General features: G+C 64.5%; 17 protein-coding genes. 12 read left to right on the top strand and 5 right to left on the bottom strand.

Annotation, left to right across the window (positions count from 1 at the left end; translation table 11 throughout):
* Window positions 1-80: 80 nt before the first annotated feature.
* The 3 genes from ACIA75_RS26495 (at window position 81) to ACIA75_RS26505 (ending at window position 3,773) form a co-directional block, all read left to right on the top strand.
* A complete protein-coding gene (locus tag ACIA75_RS26495; protein ID WP_397108549.1) occupies window positions 81-797 on the top strand; it encodes an alpha/beta fold hydrolase in 717 nt (238 codons plus the stop codon).
* Between the two features lie 42 nt (window positions 798-839).
* Entirely contained in the window at window positions 840-1,805 is a 966-nt protein-coding gene (locus ACIA75_RS26500; protein WP_397108551.1) for an alpha/beta hydrolase, read from the top strand.
* Between the two features lie 171 nt (window positions 1,806-1,976).
* Window positions 1,977-3,773: an acyl-CoA dehydrogenase gene (locus ACIA75_RS26505; RefSeq protein WP_397108553.1), complete on the top strand. Its 1,797-nt coding sequence runs from the start codon at window positions 1,977-1,979 to the stop codon at window positions 3,771-3,773.
* A gap of 336 nt (window positions 3,774-4,109) precedes the next feature.
* Here the strand turns inward: ACIA75_RS26505 and ACIA75_RS26510 are convergent, their stop codons facing one another.
* From ACIA75_RS26510 to ACIA75_RS26520, 3 genes are read right to left on the bottom strand one after another with little or no spacing between them, the layout of a single operon-like run.
* Window positions 4,110-4,283 carry a hypothetical protein gene (locus ACIA75_RS26510; RefSeq protein ID WP_397108555.1) on the bottom strand — a complete coding sequence of 58 codons (174 nt, stop codon included), beginning with the start codon at window positions 4,281-4,283 and terminating at the stop codon, window positions 4,110-4,112.
* Window positions 4,271-4,411: a hypothetical protein gene (locus ACIA75_RS26515; protein WP_397108557.1), complete on the bottom strand. Its 141-nt coding sequence runs from the start codon at window positions 4,409-4,411 to the stop codon at window positions 4,271-4,273. The genes ACIA75_RS26510 and ACIA75_RS26515 overlap by 13 nt, the downstream gene beginning before the upstream one ends.
* Entirely contained in the window at window positions 4,408-4,695 is a 288-nt protein-coding gene (locus tag ACIA75_RS26520) for a MarR family transcriptional regulator (RefSeq protein WP_397108559.1), read from the bottom strand. Before ACIA75_RS26520 ends, ACIA75_RS26515 begins: the two co-directional genes overlap by 4 nt.
* A gap of 496 nt (window positions 4,696-5,191) precedes the next feature.
* Here ACIA75_RS26520 and ACIA75_RS26525 point away from each other — a divergent pair, with 496 nt between their 5' ends.
* Window positions 5,192-6,205, top strand: coding sequence for a hypothetical protein (locus ACIA75_RS26525; RefSeq protein ID WP_397108561.1), 1,014 nt, complete (start codon window positions 5,192-5,194; stop codon window positions 6,203-6,205).
* Here the strand turns inward: ACIA75_RS26525 and ACIA75_RS26530 are convergent.
* Window positions 6,192-6,725: an NUDIX domain-containing protein gene (locus ACIA75_RS26530; protein ID WP_397108563.1), complete on the bottom strand. Its 534-nt coding sequence runs from the start codon at window positions 6,723-6,725 to the stop codon at window positions 6,192-6,194. The two genes, ACIA75_RS26525 and ACIA75_RS26530, sit on opposite strands and share 14 nt — an antisense overlap.
* A gap of 194 nt (window positions 6,726-6,919) precedes the next feature.
* On the opposite strand from ACIA75_RS26530, the gene ACIA75_RS26535 reads away from it, so the two are divergent.
* Complete coding sequence (locus ACIA75_RS26535; RefSeq protein WP_397108565.1) at window positions 6,920-7,438, top strand: DinB family protein; 519 nt, start codon at window positions 6,920-6,922, stop codon at window positions 7,436-7,438.
* Window positions 7,439-7,476: 38 nt separating this feature from the next.
* On the opposite strand, the gene ACIA75_RS26540 is transcribed toward ACIA75_RS26535, so the two are convergent.
* The gene (locus tag ACIA75_RS26540; RefSeq protein ID WP_397108567.1) at window positions 7,477-8,274 is read right to left on the bottom strand and encodes an IclR family transcriptional regulator; all 798 of its coding nucleotides are present in this window, start codon (window positions 8,272-8,274) and stop codon (window positions 7,477-7,479) included.
* Between the two features lie 149 nt (window positions 8,275-8,423).
* Between ACIA75_RS26540 and ACIA75_RS26545 the strand changes: the two genes are divergently transcribed.
* The 7 genes from ACIA75_RS26545 to ACIA75_RS26575 are packed head-to-tail and all read left to right on the top strand — an operon-like array spanning window position 8,424 to window position 15,390.
* Window positions 8,424-8,720 carry a hypothetical protein gene (locus ACIA75_RS26545; protein WP_397108569.1) on the top strand — a complete coding sequence of 99 codons (297 nt, stop codon included), beginning with the start codon at window positions 8,424-8,426 and terminating at the stop codon, window positions 8,718-8,720.
* Window positions 8,717-10,183, top strand: coding sequence for an MFS transporter (locus tag ACIA75_RS26550; RefSeq protein ID WP_397108570.1), 1,467 nt, complete (start codon window positions 8,717-8,719; stop codon window positions 10,181-10,183). The genes ACIA75_RS26545 and ACIA75_RS26550 overlap by 4 nt, the downstream gene beginning before the upstream one ends.
* On the top strand, window positions 10,180-10,977 hold the full coding sequence (locus ACIA75_RS26555) for an SDR family NAD(P)-dependent oxidoreductase (protein ID WP_397108572.1): 798 nt from the start codon (window positions 10,180-10,182) through the stop codon (window positions 10,975-10,977). The genes ACIA75_RS26550 and ACIA75_RS26555 overlap by 4 nt, the downstream gene beginning before the upstream one ends.
* The gene (locus ACIA75_RS26560; protein WP_397108574.1) at window positions 10,978-11,823 is read left to right on the top strand and encodes a transketolase; all 846 of its coding nucleotides are present in this window, start codon (window positions 10,978-10,980) and stop codon (window positions 11,821-11,823) included. It abuts the gene before it with no gap.
* On the top strand, window positions 11,816-12,805 hold the full coding sequence (locus ACIA75_RS26565) for a transketolase family protein (RefSeq protein WP_397108576.1): 990 nt from the start codon (window positions 11,816-11,818) through the stop codon (window positions 12,803-12,805). The genes ACIA75_RS26560 and ACIA75_RS26565 overlap by 8 nt, the downstream gene beginning before the upstream one ends.
* Entirely contained in the window at window positions 12,802-13,890 is a 1,089-nt protein-coding gene (locus ACIA75_RS26570; protein WP_397108578.1) for a glycerol dehydrogenase, read from the top strand. Before ACIA75_RS26565 ends, ACIA75_RS26570 begins: the two co-directional genes overlap by 4 nt.
* Window positions 13,891-13,911: 21 nt before the next feature.
* On the top strand, window positions 13,912-15,390 hold the full coding sequence (locus ACIA75_RS26575; RefSeq protein ID WP_397108580.1) for a 3-oxoacid CoA-transferase: 1,479 nt from the start codon (window positions 13,912-13,914) through the stop codon (window positions 15,388-15,390).
* Window positions 15,391-15,398: the final 8 nt, after the last annotated feature.

The following is a 15,398-nucleotide window of genomic DNA, read 5'->3' on the forward strand; positions in this document are numbered from 1 at the left end:
AGGGGCGCGCGGGAGGTCTCCGGGACGAAGCTGGAGCAGGCGCACGGATAGCGCCGCCCCCACCACAGAGAAGAGCCTCCATGACCTCCGCGACCACGATCGTTCTCGTCCACGGCGCCTTCGCCGACGCCTCGAGCTGGCACCCGGTCATCGAGCGTCTGCTCGCCCGCGGATACCCGGTGGTCGCGCCCCCGGTCGCCGGACGCAGCCTGTCCGCCGACGCCGCCTACATCCGATCCTTCGTCGAACGGATCGACGGGCCGGTACTGCTGGCCGGGCATTCCTACGGCGGCGCGGTCATCACGGTGGCCGGGGCGGCCGACAATGTCGCCGGACTGGTCTACGTCTCCGGTTATGCCCTGGAAGAAGGTGAGAGCCTCGGACAACTGCAGGGCGGTTTCCCGGATTCCGACCTGGCCGCACACCTCGTCTACACCCCCTACCCCACCGATACCGGCGAGCCGGGCACCGATGTCACCGTCGACCCTGCCGCCTTTCCCGGGATCTTCGCGGCCGGTCTGGATCCCCGGACCGCCCGGGTGCTGGCGGTATCGCAGCGACCGCTCTCGGCGGCTGCCTTCGGTGAGCCCGCCACCGTCGCGGCCTGGAAGACCACGCCGGGCTGGGGAATCGTCTCCACCGCCGACCACACCATCAATCCCGAGGTCGAGCGGTTCGGCTACCGCCGGGCCGGGCTGCGCCGGATCGTGGAGGTCGACGCGCCCCATCTGGTCATGCACACCCATCCCGACGAGGTCGTCGGCGTCCTCACCGGCGCTCTCGACGAGCTGGCCTGAACACCCGAAACCTCACACAACCCACACGAAAGGAATCCGACAATGGCCGGAAACCCGCTGAACATCTCCCTCGAGCAGGCCGCGCAGGACTTCGTCGACGCGACCTCCGAGCCGCCGTTCCTCTACCAGCTGCCGCCGGAGGAGGGCCGAAAGGCGGTGGATTCCGTCCAGGACTCGCCGATCGACAAGCCCGAGATCGACGAGGAGTGGATCACCGTCGAGGGCGGGCCGACCGGCTCGGTGCGGGCGCGGATCGTCAAACCGCTCGGCACCACCGGACCGCTTCCGGTGATCGTCTACACCCACGGCGCCGGCTGGGTCTTCGGCGACGCGCACACCCACGATCGCCTGGTCCGCGACCTCGCTGTCGGGACCGAGGCCGCGGTGGTCTTCCCGGAATACGATCGGTCGCCCGATGTGCGCTACCCCGTCGCCAACGAGCAGTCCTACCGGGTCGCGCAGTGGGTGACCACACACGGCGCGGAGAAAGGGCTCGATCCGGCACGGATCGCGGTCGCCGGTGATTCGGTCGGCGGCAATATGGCCATCGCGCTGACTCTGATGGCCAAGGAACGCGGCGATATCACCTTCGCTCAGCAGGTCCTGTTCTATCCCGTCACCGACGCGGCCTTCGATACCGATTCCTACCGGCAGTTCGCCGAAGGCTACTTCCTGACCCGCGAGGGAATGCAGTGGTTCTGGGATCAGTACACCACCGACGAGGCCGACCGGGCCCGGATCACCGTGTCCCCGCTGCGCGCCACCCGTGAGCAGCTCACCGGGCTCCCCCCGGCGCTGGTCATCACCGCCGAAGCCGATGTCCTGCGCGCCGAGGGCGAGGCCTTCGCGGGCAAGCTCCGGGATGCGGGCGTCCCGGTGGTGCAGACACGCTACGGCGGCATCATCCACGATTTCGTCATGGTCAATTCGATGCACGACACCCAGGCCGCGAAAGCTGCGGTCGCCCAGGCTGTTTCGGTGCTGCGCGCGGCACTGCACACGTCCTGACCGGCCCCGCGGCCCGATCACTCCGGCGGCGCTGCCGGAGTGATCGGCCGGGATGCCCATACCCACTCCGCCGGCGGCCGCGAACAGTACGCTCGGGCAGGCGCGGCCGCAGTGGTGGCCCGGATGCCGTTATTTGATACTCTGACGGCAACTTGTACCGAAAGGGTGGTTATGCGGTCTACTCTGCTGTCCCGGCGCGACCTCGAGTTCCTGCTCTACGAATGGCTCGACGTCGAAGACCTGACCCGGCGACCGCGCTTCTCCGACCATTCGCGACAGACGTTCGACGCCGTCCTCGAACTGAGCGAACAGCTGGCCACCAAATACTTCGCCACCCACAACAAACTCAACGACGCCCGGGAACCCACCTTCGACGGTGACACAGTCACCATCATCCCTGAAGTCCGGGCAGCGCTGACCGCCTTCGCCGACGCGGGCATGGTCGGGGCCACCATGGACGCGGACCTGGGCGGCGCGCAGCTGCCGGCCGCGGTGGCGCAGGCCGCCTTCGCCTGGTTCCACGCCGCCAACCCCGGCACCAGCGCCTATCCCCTGCTCACCATCGGCAACGCGAACCTGCTCATCGCGCACGGTGGCGAGGATCTGGTGCGACGTTTCGTACCGCCGATGCTGGAGGGCCGGTACTTCGGCACCATGTGCCTGTCCGAGCCGCAGGCCGGTTCCTCACTCGCCGATATCGTCACCCGCGCCGAACCTCGAGAGGACGGCACCTACCGGGTGACCGGCACCAAGATGTGGATCTCGGGCGGCGATCACGAACTCGGCGAGAACATCGTGCACCTGGTCCTCGCCAAGATTCCCGGCGGCCCGGCGGGCACCAAGGGGATCTCCCTGTTCGTGGTCCCCCGCTACCTGGTCGGCGACGACGGTACGCGCGGCGAACGCAACGATGTGGCGCTGGCCGGGATCAACCACAAGATGGGCTTCCGTGGCACGGTCAACACGGTGCTCAATTTCGGGGAGGGCCGCTGGACACCGCAGGGGTCCGCGGGCGCGATCGGCTATCTGGTCGGCGAACCGCACCAGGGCCTGAAATACATGTTCCACATGATGAACGAGGCCCGCAGCGGGGTGGGACTGGTCGCCGCCGCGCTCGGCTACACCGGCTACCTCGAATCCCTCGAATACGCCCGCAGCCGCCCACAGGGCCGCACCAAGGGCGCCGCCGACCCGGCCTCCCCGCAGCGCCCGATCATCGAACACGCCGACATCAAACGGATGCTGCTGGCGCAGAAGAGTTACGCCGAGGGCGGACTGGCCCTGGTGCTGTACTGCGCCCGCCTGATCGACGAACAGCACACGGCCGAGTCGGACGAGGAACGCCGCGCCCGCACCCTGCTCCTGGACATCCTCACCCCGATCGCGAAGAGCTGGCCCTCGCAGTGGTGCCTGACCGCCAACGATCTCGCCATCCAGGTCCTCGGCGGCTACGGCTACACCCGCGAATACAACGTCGAACAGCACTACCGCGACAACCGCCTCAACCCGATCCACGAGGGCACCCACGGCATCCAGGGCCTGGACCTGCTGGGCCGCAAGGTCACCCAGCAGTCCGGCGCGAGCCTGCGCGAACTCGACAGCCGCGTCCGCGCCACCCTGGCCACGGCCCAGGAACTCGGCGGCGAACCCGCCGATCTGGCCGACCGGCTCGAGAAATCCTGGACCCGCCTGGTCGCGGTCACCGGTAGTCTGTTCGCGGCCGGTGATATCGAGGTCGCTCTGACCAACAGCTCGGTCTACCTGGAAGCTTTCGGCCACCACGTCGTGGCATGGATCTGGCTGGACCAAGCGATCGCCGCCCACGGCCGCACCGGAGATTTCTACGACGGCAAACGCCACACGGCCCGCTACTTCTTCCGCCACGAACTCCCCCGCACCGGACCACAATTGGACCTCCTGGCCGACCTGGACACCACCACCCTGGATATGTCCGAGGACTGGTTCTGACCCGCCAGCTAGCGCGATCCCCCGATGGGGCGGTCCGGCACCACCATCAGCCTCGTTCGACCGCCGTCCTCCGGCCCCGCGTTCTCGGGCTCGGTGGGTCAGCAGCCGGTGATTCGGCCCTCTGACGGCCGGATACATCGCGCTCCACGGACATAGCCGACAACTGGTTCTGGTCGAGCACGGCGTCGTCATGATCCGCCGATACCGCGCGACGAACGTCTTCACTGCCGGAACCGTCTTCTTTTATGGTCTCGGACCGGATGCTCTGCGGCCAGAGCACTGCCCAGATCAGCACTCCCAGCGGCAAACCGACCGCCACCGCCAGACCGAGCGCGATCATCGCGCGGCCCCGGCCGCATGCCACCGAGCAAAAGACAACCGGGGCAGCACCGTTTCCACGTCGGCGACATCCATCACCCGATTCAGCTCCAGCGGGCCGAGATGGTCAGGAGCAGGCAGAATCACCACGTCCGCCCCGGCGTTGCGCGCCTGATCGGCTACCGGCAGCACCGAACGCTCGTCCGCCACACCACGCTGTAACCGAGCCGATCGGCCAGCCGCCGCACCTGCGCCTGATCCCATTCCGGCGCAGTACTCACCTCATAGTCGATCCAGCAGAACGCAATCGAGTCGGTCATGATGTCGGCCTGTCGGTGCGGACATCGAGTGCCGTGCGGCCTCGTGGCGTCGCCACCAAGCCGAGGGAAAGCGGCGACACCTGCCACGCGGCGCGACGAAGGCCGACACCGTCGATCAGTAGGCCGGCACTGTGGAGGATGCGGACCGCGCGGCGCACGGTGTGTTTACTCAGACAAGTTGCACGGGCGATCTGCTCGACGGTGAGCTGTGAGCCAGGGAGAAGCGCACGTAGTACGTGCGTCTCGCGGACGGTGAGAGACTGGGCGAGCTCAGATCTGGACATGATGGTCACCTCGGGTTGAGGTCGGTGGTCTGTTCCAGCTCACCGCGTACCGCTTCCGCGCATAAGGCCTGCACCGCGGACTGGTGTGTGCAGCCGGGGTGTGCAGAAAGACCTGATCGTCGTCATCGGAGCAATTGCCGTGCCACACTCCGCATATGGGACGTCACCCAAAGCAGCCGAACCATCAGTTGGCGGAACTGCTCGACGAGACTCATGCGAGCCGAAAAGGGTTGGCGCGCCGAGTTGTCGAGCGAGGCCGGTCGATCGGCGTCCACCTACGCTACGACCACACATCAGTTGGCCGATGGCTGGCCGGCGAGCGGCCGACACCGCCCGGGCCGAACTTGATCGCAGATGTACTCACCGAGCTATGTGGCCGCCGCATCACGCCGTCCGATTGCGGTATGCCCGTCGGTGAATCAACGGACCTCGGATTGGAGTTCTCGTGAGCCTCGCGGAGGCAACAGCCTCGGTTACTGCGTTGTGGAGGGGCGATGTGGAGCGTCGCCGGTTCCTGGAGGGCGCGGCATACGCCGTCGCGGTCTACCCGGTTGCGAGCATGCGCTGGCTGACCTTGCCGGGACGCGAGCACCCGATCTCCTCGACTGGACTCCGCCGTGTCGGAATGGCTGATATCGACGCTCTGCGGACCATGAACGCTGCTTTCCGTGACCTGGACAATCAGGTTGGAGGAGGCAAGGTCCGCTCCACGGTCGTGCATTACCTACACACGTCGGTCGCCCCGCTGCTACGGAGCAGCTACACCGAGGAAGTCGGCCGTCGCCTCTTCGCGGTGACCGCCGAACTGACGAAACTGGCCGGCTGGGCCGCTTACGATCTCGAGGAACACGGACTCGCACAGCGGTACTTGATCCAGTCGCTCCGAATGGCGCGTGCCGCTGGGGATTCGGCGCTGGGCTCCGAGATCCTTGCAGCGATGAGTCATCAGGCAACCTACGTCGGTCGGCCCGGTGATGCTGTAGATCTCGCGCGGGCGGCACAGATCGCGGCCCGCTCGGCGGGGTTGCCCGCGCTCGAAGCCGGATGCCACATGGTAGAAGCCCACGGGCACGCCGCTCGTGCCGATGCTCGTTCCTGCGCGAGTTCGCTGAACGCGGCTGAGGGCGCATTCGACCGAGGGGGTTCGAACCGTCCCACGTGGCTGACGTACCTCGACTCGGCGTACATGGCGGCAAAAACCGGTCAATGCTTCCGCGATCTCGGAGACAACGAGCGTGCCGCAACGCTGGCGCGGCAATCGCTCGATATGAGCGATGGGTATCAGCGTGGGAAGGTGTTCAACCTGTGCCTGCTCGCGTCGAGCCTCGCCCCCGAGGATCCACACGAAGCCGTCCGGGTCGGTATGCACGCGCTCGAATTGTCGAGCGCCGTGGAGTCCCGCCGAACGAATGCATATCTGCGCGATGTGCGAGCCCGGCTGGCCCCGTACAGCGCGATCCCGACCGTAGCGGAGTTCCGTGAGCGGGTCGCGGCGGCTAGGACAGTGTGAGAGCCCGGTACACACCGACGATGGTCGCTGCGCCGACGATCTCGCCCTGGTCGATCATCTGGACTGCTTCGTCGAGCGGAACCCATCGGATCGTCTCTGCCTCGTTGATATCGGGTCGCGTGTCTGTGAGGTCGGCGCCGCGGGCAAGGTAGATGTCCTGCGGGTGGTCGAGGGTACCGATTGCGGGCTGATAGGTGACGAGGTGCCGCATCGTGCGCGGGCGCCAGCCGGTCTCCTCCTCGACCTCACGGGCTGCCGCGGCGGCGACATCTTCGGCGTGGTCGACGTATCCGCCGGGCAGCTCCCACACCCACTGATCGATGATCCATCGGTGCCGGTACATCAGCAGTACCTCGCGGTCGTCGCTGAGTACCAGCGTCATCGCGCACCGTGGCATCCGAGCGACATACTGCGTGAATTCAACCCCGTCGGGAAGACGAATGTCGGCCGTCGACAAACGGATGTGCCGGTTCTGGTCCACCAGGCGCTCACCGAGTACCGTCCATTGGGTTTCGCTCACACCGACGACGGTAGTGGAACCGGGTGCGAACCGGGAGGTCAGGAATTCGGCAGCGACCAGCCGCGTCGATGAGGTCGAGCGCGGCCCGCCCCCGCGGGTGATCGGGACCCGCTGCGAGAATGGGCGACGCCGAGCACCGGACGTGTCGATCAGCAGTCGACAACTTGGCCCATGCACGCGCTAGATTCGGCGAGGTGACTTGGATCGTGCCCGATATCGACCGGATCGACACCGTGCCCAGCGGCCCGGAGCGACCGATGTTGCAGTCCTGGCTGGACTTCCACCGGCAGACGCTGCTCGCCAAATGTTCCGGTCTCGATTCCGCGCAGCTCAAACGGCGTGCGGTGGCACCCTCGACGCTCTCGTTGCACGGATTGGTGCGGCATATGGCGGAGGTGGAGCGTGGCTGGTTGCGGATCACGGCGGCCGGGCAGCGGCTCGAGTATCTCTACTGTTCGGAGGCCAACCCGAGCGGCGATTTCGATGATATCGATGCGGCCGATCCCGCCGCCGATTTCGGCGTCTACCACCGTGAGATACAGCTGGCCGACGCAGGGGTGGCCGAGCTCCCGCTCGACCATCGCTGCCGGACCCCGGCCGATGCCGAGTTCAGTCTCCGCTGGGTGTACCTGCATCTCATCGAGGAATACGCCCGGCACAACGGTCATGCCGACCTGCTCCGCGAACAGATCGACGGCCGGACCGGAGACTGAATCCCGACCGAGACGGTGCAGGAGCGGAGATTGGCTGGCTACAGCGGGCGGCCCTGGTAGCCGAGCCTGCGTGAAATAGCGAGGGCGCCTTCGACCAGTGCGGATGCCATCTCACCCCGGCGCGGTTCCGCGAAGTTCGCGAGGAAGCCGCCGAAACTGAGGCCCGCGACTGCGCGTCCTGACCGGTCGAAGACGCACGCACCCAGTGCCGCGACACCGGGGGTGACGTCTTCGAGGCTGACTGCATAGCCCCGGCGGCGTGTTTCCGCGAGCACCTCCCGGAGCTCCCCCTCGGTCATTTCGTTGCCCACCGGGGTCCGCAGGTGTCCTGCGGCGAGCACCCGAGGTAGCAGTGCCTCCTCCAGTTCCGCCAAAAGCGCCAATGGTGCGCCTCCGATGTACAGGGGGAGAGACCGACCGACCGACAACGACATGACACGTACCGGACGGCTGCTTTCGATCAGGTCGAGGCAGACTGCGCGCGCGCCGTCGGGTACTACGAGGTAGACGTTCTCGTCGTAGCGCGCGGCGAGGTCCGACATGACATGGCTGGCCTCGGTGCGTAGATCGAAGCTCCCCAGGACACTCGACGCGAGTTCGAACACGCGAAGGGTCATTTTGTAGTCGCCCGAGGTCGTTCTTTCGATCCATCCGGCAAGTTCGAGGGTGTCCAGTATTCGATAGGTCGTCGTGCGTGTGTATCCGCAACGTTTGACCAGTTCCGGCAACGACACTTCGGGCGTTTCCCGATCGAACGATTCCAGTATCCGGATTGCCTTGACCACGGAGGCAATGTGGTTCTTGGGATCGAACTCGAGTTCTGCTCTTTCGGGCATGCAGCTTCCTCGCTGTGACTGTTGACACGTGATCGGCGGTATGGGAATCTCCTTACGGATTCCGGACAGACTATCCGGAATCCGGACACTACGCAAGATCTATTCGGTCCGACCGCCTATTGGCCGGTCACTGCTCAACGAGGAGCCCCATGACGGCCCCAACTGGTCGCTACGCCGACATCGAGGTACTGGATCCGGAGCCCCGGCAGACCTCGACTTTGATAGCTGAAAGGCATCGGTCGCTTTCCGGATTTGCCGTATTCGACTACATGATCGATGGCGCAATCGTTCGGTCGAACGTGAACTCCGGGCTCGCCGAGCTCGATTCGGTTCTTGCACCGGCCGAGTACACCGGCACGACATCCACGTGGGACCCCATCGAGGAGAGCGCGGCGCTCGAATTCGAGGCACGTTGCTGCAAGCCCCTCGAGGGAGTGTCCGCATGAGTGCGCAAGCTGCTGCGGTCCGCGACCCATTGGTCACCATCAGCTCACCCGACGATGTGGAACGCATCATCGACGAAGGTGGTGTCAAAGGAAAGTCGCACTGGATCATCCTCGGACTGGCGCTCGCCGGCTTGGGCTTCGAAGCCTTCTACACCGGCGCCCTCAGCGGCGGAATGAGTGCGCTCACCGAGCAGTTGGGGCTGAGTGGAAATAATGTCGGAACACTCAGCGCTATCGGCTACAGCGCCAGCGTTCTCGCGGCATTGACATGCGCCAAGCTCGGTGACCGCATCGGCCGGGTGCGTTTCCTGGTCATCGCGAAAGCGCTGGCGGTCATCGGTGCACTGGTGATGATGTCCGCACAGTCCTACGGAATGTTGCTGAGCGGCCGGTTGATCGGCGGAATCGCCTACGGGATCGATCTCGGTATCGCGCTCGCCTACCTGGCCGAGCTGCTGCCCAAGAACAAGCGGAACTGGCTGAGTTTCTCACAGGCGCAGTGGTACACCTCCACAAGCCTCGCACTCCTGGTGACACTCGGCGCTTACGAGCTCGGCGCCGGCCTGGATGTCTGGCGATGGAGTCTCGGTGTCGCCGGCGCCATCGCGTTCGTACTGCTGCTCGCCCGAATCTGGTACATGCCGGAAAGCCCGAAATGGCTGGCGGCACGTGGCGATCTGGACGGAGCCGCTCGCTCCCTCACCCGGATACTCGGCCGCGAAGTGCGCGTCGACACGGCGCGCGTGGCAGCCGCTGTCCCGGCCCCCGCAATCAAAGTGAAGTGGGCGGCGCTGTGGGCGAAAGAATACCGGCAGCGCACCATTCTGGCGAACATCGTGGGCTTTACCGAGGCACTTCAATATTTCGCGATCGGCTTCTACCTACCGGTCATCTCGATGGACCTGTTCGGTTCCGGCTTCGCGATGGCCATCACGGGCTCGATCGTCTTCAACCTGTTCGGCATCGTAGGCGGCGTACTCGCGGTCTACTTCGCGCGTCGCTTCGGCGTCCGTATCAGTTCCGCCTGGGGATTCGCCGGCGTCGCGACCGCGATACTCATTCTGGCGACATGGTCGGACATGCCGCTCCTCGCCGGATTCCTGGTCCCGTCGTTCTTCATCTTCTGCCATGCGGCTGCCCCGGGAACGGCAGGTCTGACGATGGGGCCGCTCGCCTATCGCAGCGAACTACGCGCCCGTGGATCGCAGCTTGTCACCATCTCGCGCAGTGCCGCGGGTGTGGTCGGACTGTTCTGTTTCCCGGTGCTGCGGGAGGCGTTCGGGACGCCCGCGACATTGCTCATCCTGATGGCGGCGCCGCTGGCCGGGCTGCTGGCCTGCCTGATCATCAAATGGGAACCGCTCAGCGCCGAATCCGATCAGGAACTGCACGAGATCGGTGTGCGCCAGGCACACGATCGGTCTCTGCTGATCGAGAGCCAGGAAAGCGAGATGCCGAAATGACGCGGGTAGCCCTGATCACCGGCGGTGCGCAAGGTCTCGGACTCGCCACCGCGTACAGATTCGGCGAGGACGGGTTCCATGTAGTCGTCGCCGATATCGGCGAAGACCGGGCGCATGCGGCCGTAGACCAACTGGCCGCACGTGGCTTCACCGCCACGGCAGCCCGCATCGATGTCACCGACGACACCTCCGTGAATGCCTGCTTCGAACTGATCGACAAAAAGACAGGTGGCCTCGACGTTCTCGTCAACAATGCCGGCATCATCTCACGGTCCAATGCCGAAGACATCGACTCCGCCCAATGGGAACGTGAGCTGTCGGTTCACCTCGGTGGCACGATGCGCTGCAGTCGTGCGGCGTACCCACGCCTGCTGAACTCGGCGACCCCGTGCATCGTCAATCTGGCCTCGGTGGGCTCGACGTTCGGACTGCCGCATCGGCTGGCCTACACCACCGCCAAGGCCGGCATCGTGGGCATGACGCGAACCCTGGCCGCCGAATGGGGAAAACAGGGGATACGCGTCAACGCCGTCGCACCCGGATATATGGACACCGGAATGATGCAATCGGGCATCACCGGAGGAACACTCGACCGCGATCGACTGCTGATGCGCACACCGCTGATGCGATTCGGCCATCCCGAAGAAGTGGCGTCGGTGATCTCGTTCCTGGCGTCGGCGGACGCATCGTTCGTCACCGGTGTCCTGCTGAAGGTCGACGGCGGCATAACGATCGACGGAACATTTCACGCCGACAACACCTACAAGTCACGAGACCGGAGTGAGGTCAACTAGATGACGGTCGTCAATATTGCTGCTGACCGCGGCATATCCCTTCCCGATCTGCGCGACAAGAGCTTCGCGCTCCGGCAGCGGATGATGAATATGGCCGCGGATAAGGGCGAAGGCTATATTGCTCAGGGCCTCGGAATCGCAGACGTGCTCGCCGTGATCTACTTCCGGCAAATGAGGTTCGACCCGCAGAACCCGAATTGGATGGATCGGGATCGTTTCCTGATGTCGACAGGTCACTACTCTGTCGCCCTGTACGCCGTACTCGCCGAAATGGGAATACTGAGGGAAGAGGACATCGCCTCCTACGGACTCAACGGCAGCGACCTGCCGATGAGCACCTTCGACGAGACACCCGGCGTAGAAATCACCGGTGGATCACTCGGGCACGGTCTCGGTCAGGGCGTCGGCATGGCGTTGGGCCTCAGGCTGGACGGCCGGGATGCCGCGGTGATCGTCGAGCTGTCCGACGGCGAGCTCCAAGAGGGCTCCACCTGGGAATCTGCGATGTCGGCGGCAAGCTTCCGATGTTCGAACCTCACCGCAGTAGTGGACTGCAACGGAATCCAGGCCGACGGACCGTTGGTCCTCGACATGGAGCCCGTCGCGGACAAGTGGGCGTCATTCGGATGGGCAGTCGTCGAGGTGAACGGCAATGACATCGGTCAACTCTGCGCCGCGTTCGACGAACTCGATCTCGTCACCGACCGGCCGAAGGTCATCATCGCCCGAACCACCCCCGGCCATGGCGTTCCGACCCTGGTAGCTCGGGAACGCGCGCACTTCGTGCGAGTCGGCGAAGGCGAATGGGATCTACTCATCGAAGAACTGGAGAACAATCGTGGCTGATCTACTCGGTCGTGCGGGCGGAATGGGTGAAATCGCCGACGTCCAGGGACCATACGAGAGTGCGCCGTTCGGTAACGAGCTCGTCGAACTGGCGAAAACGGACGACTCGATTGTCGGCCTGAGCGCGGACATGTCGAAGTATTCGGACATCGTGCCCTTTATGAAGGCGTACCCTGAGCGTTATTTCAATGCCGGCGTGGCCGAACAGAGTGCCGTGATGATGGCGGCAGGCCTGGCGAAAGTCGGCAAAACCGCGTTCTGCGCAACCTATGCGGCATTCCTGTCACGCCGAGCGCTCGACTTCATTGCCATCGCCTGCGCCCACAGCAAAGCAAACGTGAAGATCATGGCCGGTTCACCCGGCCTGGTCAATCCTTATGGAGCCACCCACCAATCCCTCGAAGATCTCGTGGTCATGCGGTCCGTACCCGACCTGACCGTGATCGATCCGTGCGACGCCGTCGAACTACGGCACGCTGTACGCGCCGCCGCGGCGACACCAGGGACGTTCTACATTCGCAATCTTCGCGGGAAGGTCCCGGTTGTCTTCGAGGAGGACGGCTTCGAATTCGCCGTCGGCAAAGCGCGATTGGTACGAGAAGGAACCGACGTCGCGGTCATCAGCACCGGGTTCATGACCGAGCGTGCCATGAAAGCTGCCGATGCGGCCCGGGCGCAGGGTGTCTCCGCCGCAGTGCTGCACGTCCCGACGATCAAACCACTCGATGTCGAGGCCATCGCCGGTATCGCAGCGTCGGTCGAACGAGTCATCGTCGTCGAGAACGGCCTCCGCTCCGGCGGCCTCGGGACGGCAGTGACCGAAACTGTTCACGACAGCGGAATCGCGGTTCCCGTCACCAGGATCGGGCTGCACGACCGCTTCCACCCGTGCGGGTCCCAAGGGTACAACGAGCATCGATTCGGGCTGGACCAGGAAGCCGTCACCAACGCAGTGCTGACCGGCGTCTGGAATTACGCATGACCGGCTACCGGCTATTCGGTGCTCCCAGGCAATACATACAAGGGCCAGGGTTGGTCGATCGGCTCGCAGAACTCACAGCTGGACACGGGAACTATCCGCTCCTCGTCGTCGACGAATTCGTTCTCACCGAACTGGGTGCCCGCCTCACTGCATCGTTCGACGAGCGCGGCACCGATTATGGGGTTCTACCCTGTGCAGGAGAAGTCACCAGGACGAACATCGCGGCACACGTCACCCGCGTCGCTGATCGCGCATATGACGTCGTCGTAGGTATCGGTGGCGGGAAAACGCTCGATTTGGCGAAAGGTATCGCCATCGAGTTCGATGCCGCAATGATCACATGCCCCACCATTGCTTCCAATGATGGGCCGACGGCACGGGTCGCAGCGATATACAACGACGACCATGTGCTGTGTGAGCTCGGAAAACTCGAATTCAATCCCAGCTGCGTCGTCGTCGATTCCGAGCTGATCTCCCGAGCACCGGTGCAGTTCCTGATCTCGGGTATCGGAGACGCGATCGCCAAAAAGTTCGAGGCCGAAGGTTGCCGGCTCGGAACCGGTGCCACGATGCAAGGGACACGCCCGCTCGAAATAGGCGGGATCGTCGCTGCGGGCTGTTATGAGGTCCTGGCCCGTCACGCCACCGAGGCCGTCGAATCGGTCCAAAAGTCGACATTGACACCAGCGGTGGAGTCCGTGATCGAAGCCGTGGTGCTGATGTCCGGAATCGGGTACGAGAACGGAGGGCTTTCGATCGCGCATTGCATGACCAGAGGCCTCATGTCCGGCCGTGGCACCCGATCCGTGCTGCACGGATACCATGTGGCCTACGGATTACTCGTGCAACTTGTCCTCGAACGTCATCGCGACGATGTATTCGACGAGGTGGCCGGCCTGCTCCGGGCAATCGGTCTGCCGACCATGTTGGCGGACATGGGAATGACCGACGCGTCTGCGACCGAAATTCGTGAGCTTGCTGCCGCGGCCATGACAGCACCGCACGTACTCAACACACCCGCACACGTCACCGAAGAAACGCTGGTCGACGCCATCACCCGCGTCGAATACCTGGCTCGTCATTGATTCCGGAGGCCGAGAACCCAGATGGACAAAACTGTCGCAACCTCAGCGGACGCAATCGCCGGAATCGAATCGGGGGCATCACTCGCCGTGGGCGGATTCGGTCTGTGCGGTATTCCCAGCGTTCTGATCGACGCGCTCCTCGCCAAGGGGACCGGCAACCTCGAAGTGGTCTCGAATAACTGCGGCGTCGACGATTGGGGGCTCGGTCTACTCCTGCGGGATCGGCGAATCAGACGTATGACCAGTTCATACGTCGGCGAGAACAAGGAATTCGAACGGCAGTATCTGACCGGCGAGCTCGAAGTCGAACTGGTTCCGCAGGGCACCCTTGCCGAAAAGCTCCGGGCGGGAGGCGCCGGCATCCCCGCGTTCTTCACGGCGACCGGTGTCGGCACCCAGGTCGCCGACGGTGGCCTGCCATGGCTGCACGATGCAGAAGGTGCGGTGGTGCGGGCATCACCGGCGAAGGAAGTTCGTGAGCTGAGTCTTGCCGGAGCGAAGCGCACCTTCGTACTGGAGGAAGCGATCGTCTGCGACTTCGCGCTGGTGCGGGCGTGGAAAGGGGACCGGCACGGCAACCTTGTCTTTCACCGCTCCGCGAGAAACTTCAATCCCATTGCCGCGATGGCCGGCAAGATCGCCATCGCGGAAGTCGAGCAGCTCGTCGAACCCGGCGAACTGGACCCTGACGAGATCCACCTCCCCGGGATCTATGTACACCGGGTCCTCGAACTGACACCCGAGCAGGCCGCAGACAAGAGAATCGAGAAACTCACCACACGATCCGCCGGCGACCCCGCATCACTGCCGGCGGACCCGGCCGACATCCGCGAGCGCATCGCGGCCCGCGCAGCGCAAGAACTGCGGGACGGCGACTACGTGAACCTGGGAATCGGGTTACCGACACTCGTGCCCAATTATGTAGCGGACGGTGTCGAATTGGTGTTGCAGTCCGAGAACGGTGTGCTCGGCACCGGGGCCTATCCGCTCGCCGGAGAGGAGGACGCCGACCTCGTCAACGCCGGGAAGGCGACTGTGACACTTCGTCGAGGCTCCTCGATCTTCGATTCTTCGACCAGCTTCGACATGATCCGCGGCGGCAAAATCGACATAGCGCTCCTGGGTGCGATGCAAGTGTCTGCTTCGGGGGATATCGCCAACTGGATGATTCCCGGGAAGATGGTCAAAGGGCCGGGCGGCGCGATGGACCTCGTGCACGGGGCACGGCGGGTTGTGGTTCTGATGGAACACACGGCACGAGACGGCGCGTTCAAGATTGTCGATCGTTGTTCGCTGCCGATAACAGGACTCGGCGTGGTCCGCCGGATCATCACCGAACTCTGCGTATTCGACGTGACGGCGACCGGTCTCGTGCTGGCCGAACTATTCCCCGGGGTCGGGATCGATGAGGTACGCGCGAAGACAGAACCGAACTTCACTGTCGACTTGGTAAACGTCGGCCATCGCGATGAGGTGCCGCAGCAGCGGCGTGCTAGGTGATCTTCGAA

The sequence above is a fragment of the Nocardia sp. NPDC051750 genome, from assembly GCF_044453135.1.
GTDB lineage: Bacteria > Actinomycetota > Actinomycetes > Mycobacteriales > Mycobacteriaceae > Nocardia.

Bases quoted from the DNA above. Each gene is read 5' to 3' on its own strand.
- ACIA75_RS26495 (WP_397108549.1), top strand. From the start codon at position 81: ATGACCTCCGCGACCACGATCGTTCTCGTCCACGGCGCCTTCGCCGAC.
- ACIA75_RS26500 (WP_397108551.1), top strand. From the start codon at position 840: ATGGCCGGAAACCCGCTGAACATCTCCCTCGAGCAGGCCGCGCAGGAC.
- ACIA75_RS26505 (WP_397108553.1), top strand. From the start codon at position 1,977: ATGCGGTCTACTCTGCTGTCCCGGCGCGACCTCGAGTTCCTGCTCTAC.
- ACIA75_RS26515 (WP_397108557.1), bottom strand. From the start codon at position 4,411: ATGACCGACTCGATTGCGTTCTGCTGGATCGACTATGAGGTGAGTACT.
- ACIA75_RS26520 (WP_397108559.1), bottom strand. From the start codon at position 4,695: ATGTCCAGATCTGAGCTCGCCCAGTCTCTCACCGTCCGCGAGACGCAC.
- ACIA75_RS26540 (WP_397108567.1), bottom strand. From the start codon at position 8,274: ATGCCCGAAAGAGCAGAACTCGAGTTCGATCCCAAGAACCACATTGCC.
- ACIA75_RS26545 (WP_397108569.1), top strand. From the start codon at position 8,424: ATGACGGCCCCAACTGGTCGCTACGCCGACATCGAGGTACTGGATCCG.
- ACIA75_RS26550 (WP_397108570.1), top strand. From the start codon at position 8,717: ATGAGTGCGCAAGCTGCTGCGGTCCGCGACCCATTGGTCACCATCAGC.
- ACIA75_RS26555 (WP_397108572.1), top strand. From the start codon at position 10,180: ATGACGCGGGTAGCCCTGATCACCGGCGGTGCGCAAGGTCTCGGACTC.
- ACIA75_RS26560 (WP_397108574.1), top strand. From the start codon at position 10,978: ATGACGGTCGTCAATATTGCTGCTGACCGCGGCATATCCCTTCCCGAT.
- ACIA75_RS26570 (WP_397108578.1), top strand. From the start codon at position 12,802: ATGACCGGCTACCGGCTATTCGGTGCTCCCAGGCAATACATACAAGGG.
- ACIA75_RS26575 (WP_397108580.1), top strand. From the start codon at position 13,912: ATGGACAAAACTGTCGCAACCTCAGCGGACGCAATCGCCGGAATCGAA.